This is a genomic window from Vibrio sp. VP6 (genome assembly GCF_028823755.1).
GTDB classification, from domain to species: Bacteria; Pseudomonadota; Gammaproteobacteria; order Enterobacterales; family Vibrionaceae; genus Vibrio; species Vibrio parahaemolyticus.
In genome coordinates this window covers 44,841-67,041 of record NZ_JAPEID010000022.1, presented here as the reverse complement: position 1 = coordinate 67,041, position 22,201 = coordinate 44,841, and the positions used below count along the sequence as shown (strand labels likewise).

The following is a 22,201-nucleotide window of genomic DNA, read 5'->3' as shown; positions in this document are numbered from 1 at the left end:
GATCGCGTAAAAACTGCAAATAGGACGGTATGTGGCAAGAGTTCTCAAGGATGAGATAAAAGCAGGGAGAAGAGAGGCTGAATCTTCAGTTTGCCTTGGCCATCACTAACTGAGTAACAGCCAAGGCAACGTAGGTTTTAACTAAATGCGACGAAAGGCGATACGCACAGCAAAATACCAGTAGCAATAATCAAGTAAAGCGACGCGCCTTTGTATTTGTGTAAAGAAGGCACTTGATAGACAAGGTAAGCTGGAATCAAACAGCCAATCAAACCAAAGATAGGGCTACATACTGATGTGAAGCTCAGAACTGGTAGATTCAATACAATTGCACCCCACGCCATGAGAATCGCAAAGAGAATGATTCCTTTGGTGACCAAGTCTTTATTGATCTTCTCTTCAGGCATGACCTTTTTTAGAGCCAGCATCGCTAGACCTTGGCAAGAATCGCGGAAACCCAAGTACACACCAAAAAACGCAGTCATTACTGAGAAAATATTCAGCATTAAACTCATTAGTTTTAGCGTCGTGCCGTCCATACCTTGCGCAACCATCGCAAGAGCAGAGATGTTCTCTTCTGCTGCTTTAACCGCTTGTTCATGTGACATCGCAAGCGTAAAGGAAATCGCGTAGAAGAAGACCGTCACAAACAAGATACCGAAAGCAATTTTCATTGCGCGCATGGCTTTAAAGCGAGCTACCTCAATCGATTTTTCTTTTGATCGGTATGAGATCACCATTGGGCTCAAGCTTTGAATAAAGAGAATAGACGTTAGAGTAAACGGCAGTAGCTCAATTGCATCTTTCAAACCAGCGCCTGTTTCTGGAATCGCACCGACATTCGCTACATCCCATTTTTCGATCATCATGACGCCAAGTAATGCAACGGTACAAAGTTTAATCAGCACAAGACCAGTACTGACCTTAAACAAAATCTTTTCGCCACGAGATGCAATAGCGACCAGCGCGCACACTAAAGCCAGACCATATAGCGGGTTTTCAGACAGTAAACCTTCCGTGATGCCAAAACTATGTAGGAAAGATGCCGAGTCATTGTTGATGGCTGTTGAGTAAACAAAGACCCAAATCACCAACATGATGAAGTACAGCACACCTAATAACGCCCCCCATTTGTTACCAAGGTAACCGGAAATAACGCCAGCGTAATCTTGGCACTTTGGTGAACTTGAGAGAGTGTTGATGAAAAGGCGTTGGAACAAGTACATCGCTGGGTAGCCGATCACGGCAGAGGCCAAGAATACCCAAAGGCCCAATACGCCTACTTTTACTGGTAAAAAGACAATACCGGCACCGATTGCCATGCCGATACTCATGATCACCCATCCCCAGTCTGTGCTATCAAACTTGGTCGCGGCTTTCCACTCGTCTAGAGCCATGCCTGCTTTTACGTGCGGTGGCTCTTTACCGATAGGTAAGGTTTGTGTAGGTGCTGTCACGCTCATTTTATTGTTTCTCTTGTTAGTATGGATTTTTCTCAAATTTAATTGAGAAAACATATATCACCAATTTTTTTGTGGAAAATTCAGATAAATTTGAGATCTTGGCGAAGAAGTTCAAATAAATTGGAGTTTTTAACGAGCTTTGTGATCTGATCTAGTTGTTTGATTCATATTTAATTGAAAAAATAACGCTAATACGGAAGTTGAATTAGAAACTTCTTAATAAAAAATAAAATTTATGTGAGGATTTAAAAATGAAAAAATTGATTTCATCTGAACACGCGCCTGCTGCTATCGGACCTTATTCACATGGCACTAGCTATGGTGATTTGATTTTTACTTCTGGCCAATTACCCGTTGATAAGGCAACAGGAAAAGTCGTTGAAGGCGGCATCAGTGCACAAAGTCATCAATCTCTTACTAACTTGAAGCACGTTTTAGAGGCTGGTGGTGGCAGTATCGATACTGTTTTAAAAACAACGTGTTACCTATCGAATATTAATGACTTTGCCGAGTTTAACAAGGTCTACGCAGAGTTTTTCCAACAAGATTGTCCAGCACGCAGTTGCTTCGCAGTGAAAGATTTACCTCTTGGCGTGTTAATTGAAGTCGAAGCGATTGCTCATAAAAAGTAATACGGAGAACAGAGCATGAACCAGCAATGGACACAATATATCCAAATCATTAAGCAAGTCGTGAAACCTGCATTAGGATGTACAGAACCCATTGCTGCTGCGTACGCGGCAGCAGTTGCTAGAAAAGAGTTGGGCGAATCCGATATTGATGCGATAGAGGTGCGTGTTTCAGACAACCTATTTAAAAACTCGATGGGTGTTTTCGTACCCGGAACGGGCAAGATAGGCCTCAAAATTGCCGCCTCAGTTGGTGCATTAGCCGGTGACCCAACAGCAGAACTGGAAGTGTTGGCTCGGATTAATGAGCAGGATGTCGCTGCTGCGCAACAATTGATAGATGAAGAGCGAGTAACCATAGCGCGTATGGATACGCAAGAATTCATTTATTGCAACGTAACGCTCACCTCTGGTGACGATGTTGTTTCGGTCACGATCAGTGGCGGTCACACCAACATTCTTCAGATCATGCGTAATGGCGACGTGATTTTTGATGCCCCATCACAGCAACGCGTTGCGACCGCTTCCGTTTGTGAAGGTGTGGATATTTCGATCAAACAAATCTATGAGTTTGCCACTCAAGCGCCTTTTGAAGAGATCAAATTCATTCTCCAAGCAGCAGAGCTTAATACCTTGCTCGCTCAAGAGGGTATCGACCGAGGCTATGGCCTAGAAATTGGACGCACGCTAAAAGGCAACATCGAGCAAGGCTTATTGGGCAATGACTTAATGAGTCGCATACAGATGATGACATCCGCGGCGTCTGATGCTCGCATGGGAGGGGCGACGTTGCCAGCCATGAGCAATTTCGGCAGTGGTAACCAAGGTATCGCTGCCACAATGCCAGTTGTAGTTGCCGCAGAAGTATTCCAAAACGACGAAGAACAGCTGGCTCGCGCATTGATAATGAGTCATTTAGGGGCTATTTACATCAAATCTTATTACCCACCGTTATCCGCATTTTGTGGCAACACTGTTACCAGTGCGGCAGCTTCTATGGCGCTGGTGTATTTAGCTGGTGGTACATTCGAGCAATCATGCTACGCCATTCAAAACGTCATCAGCGACAGTTCAGGTATGGTGTGCGATGGTGCGAAGTCCTCTTGTGCGATGAAAGTGTGTACTTCGTCGACAACGGCGGTGCGCTCATATTTGATGGCGATGGGTAACCACAGTGTTAAGAATCAAGGTATAGTAGGCGAAGAAGTTGAGCAAACGATAAGAAATGTTGGCTCAATGGTTCGTTTCGGTATGCCGTATACTGACAAATCTATTATCGATATTATGTCGGCCTAACCTCCAGTTTTTGCTAAGGGAAGTAACATTGCTACTAAAGAAACTCACCAAGAGTGATCTCGATATTTTGAACTCTATGAAAAACGTCGTGGATGGCATTGCACGTATGTATGGTGAACACACTGAAGTGGTTCTCCACAGCTTAGATGCCGAAGCGCCGGAAATCATCAAAATCGCAAATGGGCACGTGACGGAACGCAGTGAAGGTGCCCCAATTACCAACTTAGCGAGAATGAAGTTAAGAGAGGGCAAGGACGTTTCTGATTCGTACCTGACGAAAACGTCGAACGGAAAGACCTTGCACTCCATTACGACCATTGTCAGAAATCCAAAAAACAAACCGATTGGTTTGCTGTGTATCAACGTAGATATGGATGCACCGATGCAGGCGTTTTTAAAGGCAATGCTGCCTCAGCAACACACCGAGTGTTGTGTTGGTGGCGCTCGATCACCAGAAACGTTTGCGCGTAATATCGATGAAACCATCATCAGTACGATAGAAACCGTGCAAACAGAAGTGTGGGAAAATGAAGCCATTGCGCCTTCTAAACGTAACCGTGAACTGGTGACGCGACTGCACGGCTTAGGCATTTTTAAATACAAAGATGCTGTTTTAATGGTTGCAAACCATCTTGGCATTTCGCGCGATACCATCTACTTGTACTTACGAGAGCTTGGTAACGACTAAACGGGGGCTCTGAATAGATTAAGTAAGTTGCTCTAGCTCAGTGATGTTGTCGAGCGCTTCTTGGTTGGTTTTGCCACACACAACCGGACACGGCTTAAAATCGTGACAAACTTTAGGGCGCTCAGGCTTACCAAACAGCTTACATAAATTGTCATCGTTGAGTTGCACGCAACGAACACCTGCTGGTTTGCCCTTGGGCATTCCAGGTATCGGTGAAGAGATACTTGGCGCAATACAGCAAGCTCCGCATCCTAATCGACAATCCATAATGTAAACCTCTTAAAAATTGAGGGGGCAATTATGGTCATTTTGACGTGGATTGGAAGAGTCGCTTAAGAAAAAATAAAAAGGAGCACTCAATAGAGTGCTCCTTTTTGCTTTTAAACCGTTGTGATCATCTCAAGAAGCGATTGTAAACAAACAGCAGAATAAACGCGCCCAGCGTTGCGGTAATGATGCTGCCGATGTTTACACCTGTCGCGCCACCAAATCCAAGAATGCCGCCAAGGAAACCACCAACAAAGGCACCGGCAATCCCGAGCAACATGGTTGCGATCCAGCCTCCACCATCTTTTCCTGGCATCAACCATTTCGCTAAGGCCCCGGCGATCAAGCCCAAAATAATCCAAGAAATGATACCCATGAAAACTCCTTAATTCCTTCGTGATCAATGAAATAATGCGAACTCGTATAAGGATAGAACAGTTAATTGAAAATGGTTGAATATCGCATTAGATACTTGATGCCGATTGGAGATCGTCTCAAAACTTGAACTTTTGCGGCGAGAAGAGTATAAATCGGCCCCTAATTCCCTTGGTGAGACCTGAAGTATGAGCACTCCATTTTGGCAAAGTAAATCGTTAGAACACATGAGCGAAGAGGAATGGGAATCTCTTTGTGATGGGTGTGGCAAGTGTTGTCTACACAAGCTAATGGATGAAGATACCGATGAAATCTACTACACCAATGTGGCGTGTAGCTGGCTGAACAGCAAAACATGTTCATGTAAGGACTACCCAAATCGCTTTACCTCTGGCGAAGAGTGCACCAAGCTGACACGCGAAGACATCGACGATTTCACTTGGTTACCGCACACGTGTGCTTACCGTCTGTTAGCCGAAAATCAGCCATTACCAGAATGGCACCCGTTGATTACGGGCTCGAAATCCGCAATGCACGCGGCGGGTGAAAGTGTCCGCAACAAAGTGGTGTACGAAATTGATGTGGTGGATTGGGAAGACCACATTCAAAACTTACCTGATAGACTAAAACCTCACAATTAACTTTAAAAGTTGAGAATGCTGTATATATTGGTTGTATGTACAGCATGAGGTTTAGTATGTCAGATAACGATGAAATTCAGAAAAGTGTCATACGAAAAGCGGTAGAAATTTCACCTATCCCTAACTTCGTTTACGAGAAACCATTGGTATCCATTGATGAGAATGGCGAACCCCAGGTTATCTACCGTGCCAATGGCAATAAGATCCCCATCAAGAAACTTCCCTTACTCTATGTCGGTGGGTATGACGACAAAGACAACCTAATTAGCTACCAGCCATTAGACATGGTCAATGAATTCTTATTGTCGAAAGCAATCGATGATGGTGTGCTTGAGCTTGGTACTGATGCACAGGGGCTTGCCCATTACTTCAGCTTCGTATTGGACAAACAAGCTGAGTGGGATGCTGAATACGATCAGGAGGACTTTGACCCTCTCTATGATGACCCCCGCCCAGAATGGAGTGCTTTTCCTCGCAACAAACAAGAGCGGTTAACCTATCAATATCGAGATGGAATAAAGCAGCTCGCTATTGATGGTGTATTGGCTAAAACAACAGCTAGGCAATATATGAGTAGTGTTGTTGGCTTCTATAAACACTGTCTGCGTCAAGGCATACGCTTTAATAATCCTCCTTTCCAGTTCGAGACAGTGAACATCCATTACGAGGCGTCTGCATCTAGTATGAAAGCTTACCAACGTAAGCAGGTGCACACGACGGATATGCGGATTAAGTTTGCTAAGTCGTCTCGCAGTGGCGGCACAAATCTCAGCAATCTACGCCGTGACCTGAAACCATTCACCAATAATGAATGGAAAATCCTACAAACCATATTAATGAAATCCCGCAGAGTGGTACGTCATGGTGACAATAATAAACTGCACTCACTGCCGATTGAGTTTTGCCTGCACCCAATGATTTGCCGCAATACTGGATTGCGGCGTGAGGAGGCTGCGAGCCTTCATTTGGGGCAGATTGTTAACCCTGAAACCATGATTCAGGGTGGCAAAGAGGTGTTTAAAAAGCCTGTGATGGATTTGGGTGTCGGCGATAAGTACCAATCACTCACAAAGACTGCTGAGGGCTTTGCAGAGAAAAATAAAAGCCGCATTACTATTATCCCCGCCACATTGATGAAGATGCTTTACGATTACTCGCAGTCTGACAGGTATCAAAAGCGCTTTGAGAAGTTCAAAGCATGGTGCAAGGAGCAGGCTGAATCAGGTAATACGCATTACTTTGAGGGTGATGATGCAATCAACCCTGAGCTGGAATACCTGTTTATTACCCAGTCCGGGAAACCCATGTTTACCCGACTACAAGACTTCACTGGACGTTGGGTGGAAATACGTAACACCGCAAACCTAACCCAAGGCCTTGACCAGCCTATTGTCGGTTCCCTACACAATTTACGCTCAACATTTGCCGTAAATATTTTCCGTCACCTCCTAAATAAAAAAAATGAGTATGGCAACCCATCAATCACACCTGATGAAGCATTGGACAGGGTATCAGCGCTGCTAGGCCATGAAGATAGAGCAACGACCATGGAATACCTGAAAATAGCACAGGATATGCCCTCTGCCGATGAAATCTATGAAGACGTACTGGGCTATATTGGTGCTTTTGATGATTTGGAGGTGGCATTATGAATCAAGGACGTAAGCGTACCAAAATTACAACAAAGAAGACCAACGCACCTGTCATTCCACTTCGTTTTGAAGATATGGTTTTAGATTGTGGCAATGGAATAAAAGCCTACACTCACCGCCTACGCTACCGCAATGTCCCGACAGTAAAACAAATAAAGTCTGGGAAGGGCGTGTTGGCGAATCGGGATGATATCGTCAGGGACATTCACCAAAGGCTAGCCTCCTTACCTGAAAAACTATCAAAGAAGAGTTATTTTACTGGGCTTGTAAGCTACTTCCGATATCTTGATGGCATTGGTTACAACGGTGACCTTTTCAGTAATGCAGTCATGATTGATTGCTTAAAGCACTTCAATAAATTACGCGAAAAAGGTGGGCTGGTATCAAAGGCTTCGAATATTAAAGCCAGCTTATCTTTCCTATTAAGGCTATGGAATAGAGAGTCTGACCTTAAGACGCTGCCTGAGGTTGCAAGGCACCCTCCGGCTGCGAACAAAGCGTTCCATGTGGAAACAGAGCTGAAACCATTATCAAAGGTGTTGGTTAAAGGCGCACAGGCCTTTCAGGAAGCGATTGAGAAAAATGAGTTGCTAGATATTCATCCGTTCTTTGATGAAGATCTGTTTGATGAACAAGCAAAGCGCCTTGGATGGACATTAAGGCAAAGTGTAGACAAGAAAATAGGCTTCAAAACGTGCATGAAACCTCGACCTAAGACAATAAAGATCAGCCCGCTTCCATTTGAACGCCTACATCGACAGGTTTTCTATAATCAGGCATCACGCAATTGGTTTTTCGTATTCTCAATGCTGACAGGCATGAATACATCAGTGCTTGCTAATGTACGTCACAAGGACGTTTCATTTAAAAATATTGGCAGTGGGCGTTTTGTTTTTGACGGTGAAAAGTTTAGGGCAGGCTATAAAAGTTTGGATAATAGCGCTGGCTTTAGCCAGCGAACTAAAGAGTTGATTACCCGATGGTTAAAAACCTCTAAAGCGATGTACCAGTCACTGGGTATTCCGCTGTCAAACGAGCTGCCGCTTTGCCCTTTTTTTACGGGCAGCGGTGAGGTTTGGACATTCAATACCCACGGTTCAAATATTGTCTACATCAATAATCAACTTGAGAAGATAACAGGATTAAGGGTTAATACAAGCCGATTTAGGGCGACAAAATCCGATGTACTGATGCGGGTGACTGAAGATATCTTCCTTGTGTCACAGGGGCTGAATAATACCGTGAATGTTGTCGCAAAACGCTACTCTAGCGGCGTTCAGGCAGACCATGATAATAACCTCAATGCCACGTTTGGCGCGTTAAGTGCTATCGCCAAGGGTGAGGCGGTTGGAAAAGCCATCGATGACTCCAAGGTAATGCACAGCGATATTTTGTCTGATTATGATGCTAAAAAATTACGTACCCGTGAAAGCCAAGAGCAGCCATTAATGACCACACCCAGTGGTATAAAATGTGCAGGACCAACACCAGAGAGACTTGTTGTAGAAGCAAGGCGCATGAAGCAGTTGGGGATTGATTTTTCGCAAGATACCGGGCGTTGCACGGATTTTCTTGCTTGTTTTGATTGTGACAGCCATAAATTGGTGGCGTCAGAAAATGATATCTGGTTAATGCTGTCATTTTTAGAACAAATCGAAGACCTCAAAGAGATGGTGGCCAGCAATTCCGCACCGAAAGATGAGTATTTTGTGGTGGAGGGGATGTTGAAAAAAGTCCTTCTTAGGCTGAAACAAAAAGCACCCCAAAACTACGCTCAAGCAAAACAAAAGGTGGATGATGGCAGCTACCACCCACTTTATCAAGACCGAGCCAGTGCAAGCCAATTCTTTAACGGGTAATTTATGTCTAAACAGCTTATACAGCTTCGCCAAGAACTCGCTGAAAACCCGTATGTGACGTTTGACTCTGACGGAGAAGGGGTGTCACGCGTCTTTGATGTAGAGTGGGATTTTTACGGCCTGAACCAGAAAGATAAAACAATCTCTTTTGGGCGTATTGATGAGAAGTACCGCCACGATATTCAGTCTTACCTTTATGGGTTGATACAATGGCAAAAGGAAACATCAAACTCTAACTCCCATGCGGCTGTTAGCTCACTGATAAGGACTAGGGGTAAATTAAACACCATCGCAACACGCTGGGGAAAAAGTGATTTCAGTTTGCTTTCGAGCGAGCGAGAGTGGAAAAAGTGCACTAAAGCATCACATGGGTTTGGCGGTGAAGTTGGGTGTCAAGGCATTGCGTCTACGATTAATGCACTGAATAAAGCGGGCTTTGTAACGCGCTATGTCCACAGACGAGAGTTTATCCAGTGGGTTAAACCTGATACTGGTCAAGGTCAGGCAATTGCGTTTCCTGAAGCGATTCATGTCAGTATATTAAAAACAGTTGTTGAGTTTGTTGAAACCTATCACCCTTATCGCCACCAAATTTCAGCGGCGATGGAAAAGCTTTACATCTATCAGGATGAGATGCTCAACGCTGAGCTTAAAGCGCTTGATGTGAGTACCCTTAACGAGAGGCAAATGAAAACACTCCGAATGAGGATGTCCCGCAAAATAAGCAAGTGGCCTGAACGAAAAGCAATTCCTAACTTCTCATTTTACAGACGTGGGAATTGGTTAGGCATATTGCTCAGGATGTGCTTTATCTGTGTGGGTTTGTTCTCCGCTGCCCGAAAGGAAGAGCTGCTCTCCATGAACAAAGAGAGCTATGACGATACATTAGCGGCTGTGCCCAAGGTCTCAGCGTTTTCGACAAAGGGAAATAAGGGCGAAAAGATTTATACAACGTGGAATACAGCTCCTGTCGTAAAGCTGGCACTGGAGCTCGCTTTTGACGCCACGCAAGCCGCGAGGAAATATAGTTTAGAACGACTGGATGACGGCTATCAAAATGGTCAGCTAACCTTAGACCAATACAACGCAAAGAAACAAGACCTTGAGAGTGCCTTTATTTCTCCCGATATCCCTTATGACAGTGACGTGCTCATGAATAAAATATCGTTAAAGTACAAGGTTGATGGTGCTGATGATGCATTGAACATGAAAGAGTTCAACATTACTGCGACCGCCGAAGACGTTGACGAGTTCGATCTGTTAAACCCAGAGCGAGCAGGGAGTTTAAAGGTTGGAGGCGGTCTACCAAGGCTTAGCCCTCATGATTTACGGCGGAGTTTTGTGGTCTTTATGGTGAAAAACCGGCTGGGCAACGCACTCACAGTAAAATACCAGCTTAAGCACCGCAATATTAATATGTCCAACTGGTATGCGAACTATTCTGAACTGGCGCGTACCAACCAACTGCTGATGGATACAAAGTTAATGAGTGAATTTGATGAAGCCATTGAAAGTTCTGCGGTCGACGCATGGGATGATATTTACAATGTATCTGATACGCTCAGCGGCGCAGAGGGTGAGCGTATAGCTAAGGAACGACCAGAGCTGTTAGCAAAGAATAGAGCAGAGCGGCTAGCACAGGGTGAAGAAATAGTTATGTCCCGAAGTGAATTGCTTGCATTGGTAAGGTCTGGTGACAAATCTATTGTGTTACTTCCTACAGGAGGGTATTGCACCAACCGTAATTGTGAGCGCCTTTGCTCTTTAATGGATATTGTTGAAGCCCCCTGTGAGCATAAGGTTATCACTGATAGGGCGGCCAAAAGGCTGTCGAGGGAGCGAGACAACCTCATTGCTTCATTTCGGGCAATCAATGATATGGGTGATTATGCCAATGAATTGATTCTTGATGCTAGAAAAAAGAAGATTCAGTCTATTGAACCAACGTTGGTCAAGCACAGCATCCGATTTGATAGCTTCAATGATGATATTAAGGCGGTGTGGTCATGAAAGTGGAGTATAGAGCAACCTGCAGGGCTGAGGGGTTACTGGTCAATGCATTTCAGCGACTATTAGATGGTAAGCCGCTTCATGTTAAGGCAACGGGCAAGCTAACGTTGAACCGAATCAATAATGAAGCCCTACTTGGCAATAGCTATGTCCATAAGTTCAAAGAGTTCGTGGCCTACGCCAAACCTGTTATCGACGAGTACAACCTCTATCGTGATAAGGCGATGACAACAGGTTTAGATATTGAGCTAGACGTTCCTTTGTCTGAGTTTGATGGGCTAAAACATCAGTTGAAGAAAGCTAATGAGCTCAAAGATAAATACAGGGTGCAACGAAACAATGCAATTGAGGCCCGAAAGCAGTTAGAAGCTGAGAACGCCAGGCTCCGATTTAGGGTGTTTGAGCTCCAACAAGAGCTGTTAGATGAAAATTCGGTTGTGACACCAATCAAGTAGCCTGCACTCACGCTCAAGTACAATGGGGCTAGGGACGTATGCGTAACACGTTTCTGGCGGGTGGACGACATTTGTTACCAAGTGCCGTCTCCCTGAGAACCCAGCGTGCAACTTTCACTGCACCAGGCTCAAGCCTCTACCTGCATCACTATCGATGTTCCGTATGCAACGCAATGGTAGGCTGGGTGCCCGCTATAATGCGAATAGCGTGTCGATCACGAAAGAGCATGGGACTATCTCTTTCCTACTCTTAGTGCCTTTTGGCGACAGCGAAAAAACCACTTCCGCTGCTTATGATATAACGCATCTTATGCGGATTCGCGTTTGTTCACCGTACTACCTGCCTAGCACTTACCCGATTTATGTGGTTATCAGGAGGAGCCTTCTCTCGCGATTTAGCTCCCGACAAGATAGTATCTTGTCTTCGTTATATTGTCAGAGCCGCTACTTGATTCAGGCTCTTAGGCTCATCTGGTGATACAGATGGTTCATTCTTAACGCGATGGACAGCGCTGCATACGACCTCATATCGCACGCCCCAAAACCATTTAGAGTAGATGCTCGCTACAGTTTTAAGACTCTACATTTGACCTGATTTTTCTGATGCTTCAATATGCACCTAATGTATTACAGATCTCTTTCTATCTCTATGAGTTAGAAGTTTAGGGTTTGTTAAGACATTCACAAGAGGGGTTACGTGGGTGACGCCCAATAGCAATTAAATTATTGTTCATAGTATTATAATTTTCTAAATCGAAAACTTTTGAGGAAGTATAGAATGTCAGACTATTTACCAACGCAAGGTGTTACGTTTTGGCCGATAGGTAACGGTGACTCTACAACAGTATCAATTAATGATGATGTAAAGCTACAAATAGATTTGCATCATATGGTTGCTGCAGAGGATGAGGGTGAGGAGTATTTCCCAGTTGTTGACCATTTAGTAGAAGAACTTCCAGAAGTCGATGGAAAGCCATACCTGTCAGTTTTTGCTTTAACTCATCCAGATAAAGATCATATACAAGGTTTCGACAAGCTATTAGATGAAGCAACAATAGGCGAACTTTGGCTTACACCAAGAATCTTTGATGATGAAGAGCTTTCGAAAGAAGCTGATGCGTTTTATGAAGAAGCAGATAGAAGAAGAAAGCTGGCAATTGAAAAAAATGGCGATTTAGAATCAGGTGATAAAATTAGGATATTCGGCTATAGCAGTATTTTAGAAGAAGATAAGTTTAAGGGGTTCCCTGAGGATCTACTAACATTACCAGGTGAAAGTTTATCCTTATTGGATGGAGAAGATTTAGGTGCAGAGTTTCGTGCTTTCATCCACTCCCCCTTCAAAGCAGAAGAAGATGATGAAAGGAACGACACTAGCTTAGGTATGCAAATCTCCTTAGGGGACGAAGATGATGATCTGAAAGTATTAATTTTTGGAGATTTAAAGCATGACAGCCTTAGAAAAATAATCGATATTTCAAAGGTTAATGAAAATGAAGACAAGTTAGAGTGGAATATTTTACTTGCGCCTCATCACTGCTCTAAATCTGTTATGTATACAAAAGATGAAAATGACAAGAACGTTTTTCAACGTGAAATGATGGATGATCTTGAGAGTTATTGTCTTGATATTGGTTATGTCGTTAGTAGCTCAAAATCAATACCAGCATCAAATAAAAAAGGCGATAACCCCCCTCACGCAATAGCTAAAGAACGATACGAAGAGATTGTTTCTACTGATTTTTTATGTACTCACAATGACGAGTCAGAAGATGCGGAACCAATTGTGTTTGAGAAAACCGAGAATGCACTAATATTAAATGGTGAAGCAGTAAGTGAAGACGCTGCTAAATCACTTTCTGAAAGTGTGAATGATGCTCGTGCTAGTGGAACACCCCCAACAAATACTGCAGGATTTGGAGAGCTGTAAGTTGCGCTCAAATGGACAAGATAAAGCGGTTAATCAACTTAACCGCATTGAAGCAGCGTCAAATAATTCTTTTAGGGTAGTTCGTATAGACGAACCACATGAAGAAAACTCAACAATGTACGCTCTAATAGAGATCAATTGTTTTGGAATAAAATCAAGTGATGATGGATTAAAACTTCGTCCTAAAGAAAAGTTTACATTGTGTATACCCGAAAACTTCCCATTTGAATATCCATCTGTATTCGTTAATCATGCTAGATTTAATGGCTTCGCACACGTTCAGTGGGTTAGACAACTGTGTTTGTATTTATCACCAGACACTGAGTGGAATATTAGTGATGGTATGTATGGCTACATTGAACGATTAAATCAGTGGTTAATTCGGGCCGCCACTAACTCACATGAGCAGGATGGGCAGCCACTTCACCCACCAGTTGCCTACCCCGTAAATAAAGACCTACCAAGTGTCATTGTAAAGAAAAACACTCCATCATTTGATGAACCTTTTTGGGCTGGTTTTGCAATAATTAAGCAAATAACCGAAGACAGAATTGATTTAATTGGTTGGCAAAAAGAACTTGTTAAGTCAGAAAAAGGAGAGTTAGCTCCAGTAGTATTACTTAACGAAGATTTTCCTTTTGAGTATCCAAATAAGGCAGAGGAGCTATTCTCTCTCATAGAAAAATTTGGTGTTAGTGTCGATAGTATTCATTTGCTGTCTTTGTTTGCTGCCGCTGTGAATTCTCCAGATAGCGATTTGTATCTGGTTATTGGTACACCAATGAGAGGTACTAAGGGAGATAAGCAACTACAACATATTTCAACTTGGTCAATCGACAGTATGACTAAAGACACAATTAGCCTTGAGATCAGCTGCTTAAATATGCTGGCTAAATCGACAGATACGGAATTCAGGGAAAAAGTCCAACAACATAGACAAGATTGTAAAGAACTTTCGTTAAAATGTTTGAAATCGGCAAACCTTCGTTGGTGTTCTGTTAAAGAAGACCGTGAGGAGGTTACTGTAAGAAGAGATACTCAAACTACAGCAAATGCATTTTTGGACAAAGCGGTTGTAATATGGGGGTGTGGTGCTTTAGGTAGCTATATTGCTGAAGCTCTTGTTCGAGCTGGTGTTAAGCACATTGTCTTGCGCGATAACAAGAAGGTTCATCCTGGAATTTTAGTTCGGCAAAATTATGAAGATTCTGACATCGGACTCTGGAAAGCAGAGAGTCTTAAAGTTAGGCTTCAGAGAATTAACCCTAATTTAACTGTAGAAGTAAGCAATGATGATATTACTTCATCTATGAATACCTTACCTGAATTATCTGTAGCTGAAGATAATCCATATGATTTGCTTATTGATGCTACAGCATCTAATAAGGTTCAGTTGACCTTGGAATGTTATATCAAATGTAGCAAACCAAATGTTTCGTTATCATCTGTACTGATAGGGGCCAGCGCTAATAAGGCTATAGTCAATTACTTTCCTGCTGTAAGTAAAGTCTCAACATTCGACTCTCTTAGGAAACTCAAAATAATAGTTAAAGGTCGGAAAAAACTTGAAGAATTTGCAACTGAATTTTGGCCTAAAAACGAAGAGTTCTTAAATTTTCAACCCGAACCCGGCTGTTCTGATCCTACTTTTGTAGGTTCATCAATTGATATGATGATTCTAGTAGGAAAAGCATTAGAGCAAATCGGTAACTTCTTCAAGTCAGACAATAACATACAAAGTGTGATGTTCTCCAAGTGTAGTGAGTCTCATGGATATGCCTCAGTTATCCATCCTAAAGACCTTGTAGTGGACTTACCGGATAGTTATCAGGTAAGGGTACAACCTAGCGTCTTGACTGATATCAAAAAATACATATCCAAATCAAAACGAAGAGGCAAAGAAGTTTGCGAAACAGGAGGTTTACTCTTTGGGCAAATAGACCATGCAAGCGAAATCGTCTGGATAAGTAAGATTATTGGTCCCCCAAGTGACAGCACGGCAAAGCCAGAAAAGTTCATTTGTGGCATAAAAGGCACTCATAAATTTAACAATGAGATTTCTAAGAATACACAAGGTTCAATTTCATATATTGGGATGTGGCACACACATCCTATTAGTGCTGCAATACCTAGTGAAACAGATATGGAGGGTATGGCAGGAATAATGTGTAGAGATGGGTTTGCTTCTGAGTCTCAAATACTTGTAATAGTAGGGTATAGTAGCACTGAACCTGAACTTGGCATTTATAAATACGCCATTTCAGATATAAAAAAAGTTGGTGATGGAGTGATGAATCTTAAGCTAGCAAATAACGGCATTGTTAAAAAAATGTAACTGCCATTCAATATCTAGATTATGAGCATAACGAGGGTGCAATAATTCACACATGAAAGAATTGATTTCAAAAATTTCATCTTACAACCTGTTTAACTATCTATTTCCAGGAGCGTTATTTGTTGTTTTGTTAGAACAACTAACGGTATTTTCACTGAAGCAAGAAGACATAGTTCTTAGTGTTTTCTTTTATTACTTTATAGGTTTGGTTATAAGCCGTTTAGGGTCTATTGTGATTGAGCCGCTCCTTAAGCTTTTTAGAGTTGTTAAGTTTGCTGAGTATGCGAACTATGCTGCGGCATCAAAAATTGATGAGCTTATTGTGACGCTGTCCGAACAGAATAATATGTACCGAACATTATGCTCGGTCATGTTGTGTCTTGGCGGTGCAAAGCTATGGGAAGTTTACACATCTGATTTTCCTTGGCTCAGTGAAAATTTTGAGACACTTGTTATCATTGTGCTAGGTGCGCTGTTTGTACTTGCTTACAGAAAGCAAACTGCGTATATCAGATCTCGAGTAGAGCGTCATACCAACTAAAGCAAGTAAGATAATACGAAATATAACATGGAAGCCTTAAGATCTTGGTGCTTCCATATCAACACAACTGAAAACTTATTGTTATCCGTATATTACTAAATTAGTAAATAGCCTGACTCACTTTTGACCAAAGGTGAGTTAGCAGCTATCTCTATCAAATGTGTTCACCATTGCACTGTATGATGTGATGGATAGTTCTGTGGAAGAGTGCGGTGTGTATAGCAGAGCGCTGACTAGCAACAAAATGTCGAGTATTGCTTTGATCGACTTGATGGGAAAGTTGAGAATTTCGGGGTGATTTTCTCAGGTTTTGGTTAGAGAAAGGGCTTTTTGTTGAGAAAACCATGAACCCATTGGTATTGCAGGTCTCTCTCATGATTCATAAAAACAAAAATTAATTCTTGTGGGTTTTGAATCACCCAAATCGCCCATAGCCAAATTGAAACAAGCCTTTTACCAACAGTGAAAGGCTTGTTTGCTTTTAGGGTCAATAAAAGACCGGATTCTCATAAGTGATGACAAAACGACGGTCATTGTTGAACTCTGACGCTTAATTAACTAAATGCTGCTCGGTTTGCAATTTAGTGATGTAAACTTAGGGCATATCATTTCAAGGCTTTACATTCCGATTCTTGATCGCTCCGATCGGGATTCGTTTCCTACGAGGTAAAAATGACGTTTCATTTCCCCCTGAAAAATCGCCAGACACCTTGGGTAGCGATATTCGCTTTATTCATCACGATGATGACCCCTATTTTTGTGCAGGCCACAGAAAGCACAGAGCCTCCTATTATCTCTGAAGCAGAAGCTTCTATAGATAGCTTGAACATCGACATTGTTGATTTATCGCAAAGCCTATCTCAAACGGCAGGTGACGAGCGTGATGCGCTTCAGCTACAACTTTTCCAAAAAAATGAAGAGTTGAGAAATCAATTAGCGTCCGCGATTGAGCGTGAGTCCATCCCTCGTGACAAGCTGATTAAGCTCGTCAAAACGCAAGAAAAGTACTCAAAAGACGCGACCGATTATCTGACGACCAAAACCAAAGAAGTCATTGAAGAGTTAAACAAAGCGAAAGACGAAGAAAAGCTCGCGCTTATTAACGATTACCGCGAGCTTCAACATTACTTGGATGTGAGCTTTGATTCGAGCTGGCAGAATTTGGCATGGCTCAAGCAATTAGGCGTACAAAATGAGCGTGCAGAAGCGGAATTGCAAGACAAGCTAGATAAGCGCATGCGTTTGCTATCGGCATCGATGGCGTATCTGCGTCAACAAGCAGAAATCATCGGTACGCAGCTTTCATCCAGCCCAGAATCAGAAAAAGCGTCTTTGCAACTTAGCCAATTGATCGTGAAGCAGAGACTGAATATCGCAACGGAAAGTTTGCGTAACCTGATGTCGATCGGCGACAAAATGGGTATTGAGACGTCGGAGTACAAGCGTCAGATCTTTGAAATCACAGGCAGCATCACGCACGACTTGCTAGACACCAAAGTGGTGTGGTCCATCATCAGCCACTGGTCAAACTCCGCGGTGGATTGGTTTGCGGAAAACGCACCACAGCATATCTTCCAGCTATTCGTGTTCGCGCTGATCTTATTGATTGCTCGTGCACTGGCTAAACTCACGCGCAAAGTGGTGAGCAAAGCGGTGTCTTCTAAGAACTTGAAACTTTCCCACCTAATGCAGGACTTCTTTATCTCCATGTCCGGCAAAGTGGTGTGGGTGATTGGTATTATGGTTGGCCTGTCGCAGATTGGCTTGAACTTAGCGCCAATCCTGACTGGTTTCGGTATTGCCGGTGTGATCATTGGTTTCGCGTTGCAAGATACGTTGTCGAACTTCGCAGCGGGTATGATGCTTTTGATTTACCGTCCGTTTGATGTGGGTGATTTTGTCTACGCCGGTGGTGTGGATGGCAAGGTAAGTCACATGAGCTTAGTGAACACCACGATTCGCACCTTCGATAACCAGATCATCATTGTGCCGAACAGTAAAATTTGGGGCGATGTGATCAAGAACGTAACCCATGAGCGTATTCGCCGTGTGGATATGGTGTTTGGTATTGGCTACGCAGACGATTTATTGAAAGCGGAATCGGTACTAACGGATATCGTGACTTCACACCCTGCGGTACTTCGCGCGCCTGAGCCAATGATTAAAGTGCACACTTTGAATACTTCGTCGGTAGATTTCATCGTTCGCCCTTGGGTTAAAACAGATGACTACTGGGAGGTATATTGGGATGTAACGAAAGAAGTGAAGTTACGCTTTGATCGCGAAGGCATTTCGATTCCTTTCCCACAACAAGATGTGCATTTGCACATGGTGGAGAAAAAAGACGCGTAATCGCGTGTTATCCAAATACGAAAAGGCACTCGATAAAGAGTGCCTTTTTATTTGCGGTAAGTTTTGTGTCTTACAGTTCGTTAAAGAACGCTAACTTCGGTTCGTATTCAAGCAAGTTTTCAATCTGGTTGATCAAACGTGCAAAGTGCTCAGTTTTACCGTGAAATTCGAACGCTTCTTGGTCTTTAAATTGCTCTTGAAAAACGAAGTGGCTCGCGTTGTCTTTATCTTGGAACAACTGATAACGAACACAACCTTCTTCATGGCGAGTTGGCTCAAGCGCTTGTGTTAGCACTTCTTTCAGTTGTTGTTCTTTCCCCGGTTGTGCGTGAAAGGTAGCAGTCAAGTGAATCATAATTTTTACTCTTTTTTAATTGTCGGTTTTAGTTATAGGTAGCGTCCCTGTCGTTGCAGGAACTCAATTTTGTAACCGTCAGGATCGGTGACAAAAAAGAAGGTCGCTAGGTGTTTTTGCTGGTGGTCAAACGCTTTGATGTCACCTGCTTCAATACCTAGAGATTTAATTCGTTTGTGAGCTTGTTCGATGTCGTCCACGCTAACGGCAAGGTGACCGTAACCAGAACCGTGAGTATAAGGTTCGCTTTGGTCGTGGTTGTGGGTAAGTTCTAATTCAAAGCCTGTTTCTTCATTTGCTAGATAGGTTAGGGAGAAACCATCAAAAACGTATTGGTCTTTGATCTCTAGCTCAAGTGCGTCGCGGTAAAATTGTAGGGAACGGTCCAGATCGCGTACTCGGATCATGGTGTGTATCATTTTTGTCATGAGTACTCCTTAATTGTCCGCATAGGTTAGCGAGTACAAAAGGAGTTTGGGTAGTACTAGAGTACGACAAATAAGAATAAGCTCAATAGCTTACGATTGAGGCGTAAAGCCTCATCGATGCCATTGAATATTTTGGTAAGAATAGTTAGGTGTTAAGCGTTAAGTTGGGCAAGAGCTTGATGGAGTGTGTTTTCCGGTTGGCGAGCATACGTGAGACATGCGCAGCGCAGTAAGGATGCAAAGTTGTTCACTTCACCATTGTATTCCAGTGCTTCTTGATACACCGTGCTGATAAACTTTGGAACCGTCATGTCTTGCGCACTGGCAATTTCTTCAAGAATCGTCCAAAAACTCGACTCTAATTTTACGCTGGTGGCATGGCCGTCAATGCGGATGGAACGAGTGATGAACTGATAATTATCCTGTGGTTGTTTAGCAAATATTTCGCACATGGTATTCGTAGATATGATTTAAGACGTGCAAATATTGAGTATTGTTGCTTAAAACGTCAACTGTTTTTGCGGATAAAAAAACGCTCTCGTGAGAGAGCGTTGGAACATCACAAGACGTGAAGTAAGTGCAAGATGATTATTTAATTTGTTGCTTTAGGAACTCACCAAGCTCGGAGTGGTGCATGATTTTTGAAACTGGAAGAATGGTTTCTGCAGGCCCCCAAGCGAATACGTTCACTGGTGTATGAGTGTGCGTGCCTGTTCCCCATACCGTGTTTTGTTTGGTCGCTTGTTCGCGAGCGAGCAAGTTACCGCGGTCGTTGTATGGGAAGAACGCATCAAAGTCGTTAATTGTTGGTACCGTTTCTACTTCTAGGTAGGAGTGGCCAGCAACTCGGTATGGGTTTGGTTTGCTTGCTAGTACATGAGCGGCTTGCTCAGGTGTGATAGAAAAATCGCTGTTGGCATTCACCACTTCAGCTAGCTTTTCTGGAGTTTGCTGTGCTTTATCTAGCGCTTCGAACTCGCTGATCATGCCGTAGTAGCTTTTCTTCTGGTTGTATAAACCATCTAGGATTTCAAACTTACCGAAGTTGAAGTTTGGCGCGTAATCGCGTTTTTCAAAGGCTTCACCTTTGCGTTTTTCTGGTTTAGGTAGATTTGCTGATGAGTAGCTAAAGCCAAAAGAACCTGTTTCGTGGTCTGCGGTAACAATGATAAGTGTGTCGTCACGACCTTTCGCCCACTCGTAAACAGAGTTCACCGCTTCGTCGAACTTAATCAACTCATGTAGCATGGTACCAGCATCGTTACTGTGGCCAGCCCAGTCGATTTGACCACCTTCAACCATCAAGAAGAAGCCGTCTTTGTCTTTAGAAAGAACATCAAGCGCTTTGACCGTCATCTCTTTCAACGATGGTTGTGTGCGTTTTGGATCGTTTTTGCTGTTGCTATAAGCAATACCATCATCCATACCTGAGTAAGCGAACAAGCCAAGTAGTTTGTCGCCTTTTGCTTGTGCCAACATGTCTCGGCTGAAAGCTAGGCTGTAGCCTTGGTCTTGCGCTTCGGTAAGCAGATTGCGTTCGTCTTTACGCTTAGATTTTAGGTAAACACTGCCTTGCGTAAGTTTTTCTAGCGCTTGGTAAGTTTCACCTTTGTCGTTAGTCGATTTTGGAATCCAGTGACGAAGACCACCAGATAACAACACGTCGACACCGCTTTCTAGCATATCGGAAGCGATGTTGTTTTCTAGCGAGCGATGAGGTTGATGCGCAGCAAACGCGGCTGGTGTTGCATGAGTCATGCGCGTATCTGAAACAAGACCCGTTGCTTTGCCTTTGCTTTTGGCTTTTTCCAAAATGGTCTCAACGTGATTGCCTTGGCTGTCAATACCAATCACTTCTGATGCGGTTGGGATACCTGTTGCGAGCATTGTTGCCGAACATGCAGAGTCGACAACGATCGCATCTTCTGGGTTCGTTAAAGATGAGCCAATCACACCTTCTTGCGCTAACTTGTAGAGCGCGGTGGTTTGGCCTTTGTAAATCGAGTTTGGTGCGTGGTTCGCGTAGGTTTCTAGCAAGCCGACTTGCTGAGGACCCATACCATCACCAATCATCAGAATAACGTTTTTGATTTCAGCGGATAGCGCATTGAATGAAAGTGTAGATGCAGCCACTGCAGTAATAATCGGAGAAACTAAACGCTTCATTATATTTTCCTTGTTTATTGAAAGCGCAGAAATTAAAGCAGCGGTTTATGACGCTTTTGTGGCGGTAATAAAAGATTCACGGCATTGTCATTTTGGGTTGCTAGCCAACTCGGTCGCAGATGTTGGGGTATAAAAAAGCCCACAGAAGTGGGCTTGGATTACGCTTAGGAGTTGAAAGCATGGACTAAAGTCATCCATTTAGCGCCTTCATAAGAAACCTGATTGAGGGAGCAATAAACGAGTGAATGCAGTAAGAACCATGCCTTATAGATGAAAGATTCATCCATGTTGTATGATGGCTTGTTCTTAAGCGAAAGGAATTATGGTCTGCTTTTCAGTACGGATTCAAACACGGTTTGTTATCGTGTCGAGTAGGAATTTTGCGGCTAGACGAGAGCTAAAATGATACCACCAACAGTGAGCGCAGCGGAAAGATACTGCCCTGCAGAATATGAGCCGTCTTCCTCTTCTTCAATCTTGTCGGGATGATCCATGCCAAGTGCACCGTGAGTGAAAGATTCTACTTTTTCACCCATTGTTTTGTTTTCTGCTTCTACCTTTTTACTCTCATGGTCAATTTGCTGCAACGCCGCTAGCAGTGCCTTACCTTCCGTAGAAAGCGTCACTTTGTTTTGCTCAACTTTGAGTGGCGCGGCAACCGTATCAACTTGATTGTCTTGATTTTGTGCCACTACTGCCGGTTGCTTAGCATAAGAGTTTACTGGGTTGCTTCCTACTGGATTCATCGAATACTCCTTG

The 22,201-nt window shown here is 43.2% G+C and carries 20 protein-coding genes; 12 read left to right on the top strand and 8 right to left on the bottom strand.

The window, feature by feature from the left end; all coding sequences use genetic code 11:
• Positions 1-137 precede the first annotated feature (137 nt).
• On the bottom strand, positions 138-1,397 hold the full coding sequence (locus OU793_RS14900; protein ID WP_005494432.1) for an amino acid permease: 1,260 nt from the start codon (positions 1,395-1,397) through the stop codon (positions 138-140).
• Between the two features lie 317 nt (positions 1,398-1,714).
• Between OU793_RS14900 and OU793_RS14895 the strand changes: the two genes are divergently transcribed.
• Genes OU793_RS14895 through OU793_RS14885 form a run of 3 tightly spaced genes read left to right on the top strand, consistent with a single transcriptional unit; the run spans position 1,715 to position 4,076 of the window.
• Entirely contained in the window at positions 1,715-2,095 is a 381-nt protein-coding gene (locus tag OU793_RS14895; protein WP_005397224.1) for a RidA family protein, read from the top strand.
• A gap of 15 nt (positions 2,096-2,110) precedes the next feature.
• Complete coding sequence (locus tag OU793_RS14890) at positions 2,111-3,388, top strand: serine dehydratase subunit alpha family protein (RefSeq protein ID WP_140103474.1); 1,278 nt, start codon at positions 2,111-2,113, stop codon at positions 3,386-3,388.
• 28 nt (positions 3,389-3,416) lie between these two features.
• Positions 3,417-4,076, top strand: a complete 660-nt coding sequence (locus OU793_RS14885) for a transcriptional regulator (protein WP_005397228.1) — start codon at positions 3,417-3,419, stop codon at positions 4,074-4,076.
• Positions 4,077-4,094: 18 nt separating this feature from the next.
• On the opposite strand, the gene OU793_RS14880 is transcribed toward OU793_RS14885, so the two are convergent.
• Positions 4,095-4,343, bottom strand: a complete 249-nt coding sequence (locus OU793_RS14880; protein WP_005460076.1) for a YkgJ family cysteine cluster protein — start codon at positions 4,341-4,343, stop codon at positions 4,095-4,097.
• Positions 4,344-4,470: 127 nt separating this feature from the next.
• On the bottom strand, positions 4,471-4,719 hold the full coding sequence (locus OU793_RS14875; RefSeq protein WP_005397239.1) for a GlsB/YeaQ/YmgE family stress response membrane protein: 249 nt from the start codon (positions 4,717-4,719) through the stop codon (positions 4,471-4,473).
• A 187-nt stretch (positions 4,720-4,906) separates the two neighbouring features.
• Between OU793_RS14875 and OU793_RS14870 the strand changes: the two genes are divergently transcribed.
• The 9 genes from OU793_RS14870 to OU793_RS14830 all read left to right on the top strand — a co-directional run bounded on the left by OU793_RS14870 (position 4,907) and on the right by OU793_RS14830 (position 18,493).
• Positions 4,907-5,359 (top strand): YcgN family cysteine cluster protein, encoded by a 453-nt coding sequence (locus tag OU793_RS14870; RefSeq protein WP_031812059.1) that lies wholly within the window; start codon positions 4,907-4,909, stop codon positions 5,357-5,359.
• A gap of 56 nt (positions 5,360-5,415) precedes the next feature.
• Entirely contained in the window at positions 5,416-7,011 is a 1,596-nt protein-coding gene (locus tag OU793_RS14865; RefSeq protein WP_053304169.1) for a tyrosine-type recombinase/integrase, read from the top strand.
• Positions 7,008-8,870 carry a hypothetical protein gene (locus tag OU793_RS14860; RefSeq protein WP_274647796.1) on the top strand — a complete coding sequence of 621 codons (1,863 nt, stop codon included), beginning with the start codon at positions 7,008-7,010 and terminating at the stop codon, positions 8,868-8,870. Before OU793_RS14865 ends, OU793_RS14860 begins: the two co-directional genes overlap by 4 nt.
• A 3-nt stretch (positions 8,871-8,873) precedes the next feature.
• On the top strand, positions 8,874-10,880 hold the full coding sequence (locus tag OU793_RS14855) for a hypothetical protein (RefSeq protein WP_274647795.1): 2,007 nt from the start codon (positions 8,874-8,876) through the stop codon (positions 10,878-10,880).
• Positions 10,877-11,335, top strand: a complete 459-nt coding sequence (locus tag OU793_RS14850; RefSeq protein WP_274647794.1) for a hypothetical protein — start codon at positions 10,877-10,879, stop codon at positions 11,333-11,335. The genes OU793_RS14855 and OU793_RS14850 overlap by 4 nt, the downstream gene beginning before the upstream one ends.
• A 778-nt stretch (positions 11,336-12,113) precedes the next feature.
• Entirely contained in the window at positions 12,114-13,265 is a 1,152-nt protein-coding gene (locus tag OU793_RS14845; protein ID WP_274647793.1) for a hypothetical protein, read from the top strand.
• Position 13,266: 1 nt separating this feature from the next.
• A complete protein-coding gene (locus OU793_RS14840) occupies positions 13,267-15,600 on the top strand; it encodes a ThiF family adenylyltransferase (RefSeq protein WP_274647792.1) in 2,334 nt (777 codons plus the stop codon).
• 52 nt (positions 15,601-15,652) lie between these two features.
• Positions 15,653-16,141: a hypothetical protein gene (locus tag OU793_RS14835; protein ID WP_274647791.1), complete on the top strand. Its 489-nt coding sequence runs from the start codon at positions 15,653-15,655 to the stop codon at positions 16,139-16,141.
• Positions 16,142-16,813: 672 nt separating this feature from the next.
• Positions 16,814-18,493 carry a mechanosensitive ion channel family protein gene (locus OU793_RS14830; protein ID WP_005479510.1) on the top strand — a complete coding sequence of 560 codons (1,680 nt, stop codon included), beginning with the start codon at positions 16,814-16,816 and terminating at the stop codon, positions 18,491-18,493.
• 70 nt (positions 18,494-18,563) lie between these two features.
• Here the strand turns inward: OU793_RS14830 and OU793_RS14825 are convergent, their stop codons facing one another.
• The 5 genes from OU793_RS14825 to OU793_RS14805 all read right to left on the bottom strand — a co-directional run bounded on the left by OU793_RS14825 (position 18,564) and on the right by OU793_RS14805 (position 22,188).
• On the bottom strand, positions 18,564-18,848 hold the full coding sequence (locus tag OU793_RS14825; protein WP_274647790.1) for a putative quinol monooxygenase: 285 nt from the start codon (positions 18,846-18,848) through the stop codon (positions 18,564-18,566).
• A 32-nt stretch (positions 18,849-18,880) separates the two neighbouring features.
• A complete protein-coding gene (locus OU793_RS14820) occupies positions 18,881-19,276 on the bottom strand; it encodes a VOC family protein (RefSeq protein ID WP_005460098.1) in 396 nt (131 codons plus the stop codon).
• A gap of 152 nt (positions 19,277-19,428) precedes the next feature.
• Positions 19,429-19,728 carry a ribbon-helix-helix domain-containing protein gene (locus OU793_RS14815; RefSeq protein WP_005460130.1) on the bottom strand — a complete coding sequence of 100 codons (300 nt, stop codon included), beginning with the start codon at positions 19,726-19,728 and terminating at the stop codon, positions 19,429-19,431.
• Between the two features lie 136 nt (positions 19,729-19,864).
• Positions 19,865-21,442, bottom strand: a complete 1,578-nt coding sequence (locus OU793_RS14810; protein WP_005460094.1) for an alkaline phosphatase — start codon at positions 21,440-21,442, stop codon at positions 19,865-19,867.
• A 386-nt stretch (positions 21,443-21,828) separates the two neighbouring features.
• Positions 21,829-22,188, bottom strand: a complete 360-nt coding sequence (locus OU793_RS14805; protein WP_017447812.1) for a hypothetical protein — start codon at positions 22,186-22,188, stop codon at positions 21,829-21,831.
• Positions 22,189-22,201 lie beyond the last annotated feature (13 nt).

Bases quoted from the DNA above. Each gene is read 5' to 3' on its own strand.
- OU793_RS14900 (WP_005494432.1), bottom strand. From the start codon at position 1,397: ATGGCTCTAGACGAGTGGAAAGCCGCGACCAAGTTTGATAGCACAGAC.
- OU793_RS14860 (WP_274647796.1), top strand. From the start codon at position 7,008: ATGAATCAAGGACGTAAGCGTACCAAAATTACAACAAAGAAGACCAAC.
- OU793_RS14805 (WP_017447812.1), bottom strand. From the start codon at position 22,188: ATGAATCCAGTAGGAAGCAACCCAGTAAACTCTTATGCTAAGCAACCG.
- OU793_RS14845 (WP_274647793.1), top strand. From the start codon at position 12,114: ATGTCAGACTATTTACCAACGCAAGGTGTTACGTTTTGGCCGATAGGT.
- OU793_RS14820 (WP_005460098.1), bottom strand. From the start codon at position 19,276: ATGACAAAAATGATACACACCATGATCCGAGTACGCGATCTGGACCGT.
- OU793_RS14810 (WP_005460094.1), bottom strand. From the start codon at position 21,442: ATGAAGCGTTTAGTTTCTCCGATTATTACTGCAGTGGCTGCATCTACA.
- OU793_RS14865 (WP_053304169.1), top strand. From the start codon at position 5,416: ATGTCAGATAACGATGAAATTCAGAAAAGTGTCATACGAAAAGCGGTA.
- OU793_RS14830 (WP_005479510.1), top strand. From the start codon at position 16,814: ATGACGTTTCATTTCCCCCTGAAAAATCGCCAGACACCTTGGGTAGCG.
- OU793_RS14875 (WP_005397239.1), bottom strand. From the start codon at position 4,719: ATGGGTATCATTTCTTGGATTATTTTGGGCTTGATCGCCGGGGCCTTA.
- OU793_RS14815 (WP_005460130.1), bottom strand. From the start codon at position 19,728: ATGTGCGAAATATTTGCTAAACAACCACAGGATAATTATCAGTTCATC.
- OU793_RS14835 (WP_274647791.1), top strand. From the start codon at position 15,653: ATGAAAGAATTGATTTCAAAAATTTCATCTTACAACCTGTTTAACTAT.
- OU793_RS14880 (WP_005460076.1), bottom strand. From the start codon at position 4,343: ATGGATTGTCGATTAGGATGCGGAGCTTGCTGTATTGCGCCAAGTATC.
- OU793_RS14850 (WP_274647794.1), top strand. From the start codon at position 10,877: ATGAAAGTGGAGTATAGAGCAACCTGCAGGGCTGAGGGGTTACTGGTC.
- OU793_RS14870 (WP_031812059.1), top strand. From the start codon at position 4,907: ATGAGCACTCCATTTTGGCAAAGTAAATCGTTAGAACACATGAGCGAA.
- OU793_RS14855 (WP_274647795.1), top strand. From the start codon at position 8,874: ATGTCTAAACAGCTTATACAGCTTCGCCAAGAACTCGCTGAAAACCCG.
- OU793_RS14895 (WP_005397224.1), top strand. From the start codon at position 1,715: ATGAAAAAATTGATTTCATCTGAACACGCGCCTGCTGCTATCGGACCT.
- OU793_RS14825 (WP_274647790.1), bottom strand. From the start codon at position 18,848: ATGATTCACTTGACTGCTACCTTTCACGCACAACCGGGGAAAGAACAA.
- OU793_RS14890 (WP_140103474.1), top strand. From the start codon at position 2,111: ATGAACCAGCAATGGACACAATATATCCAAATCATTAAGCAAGTCGTG.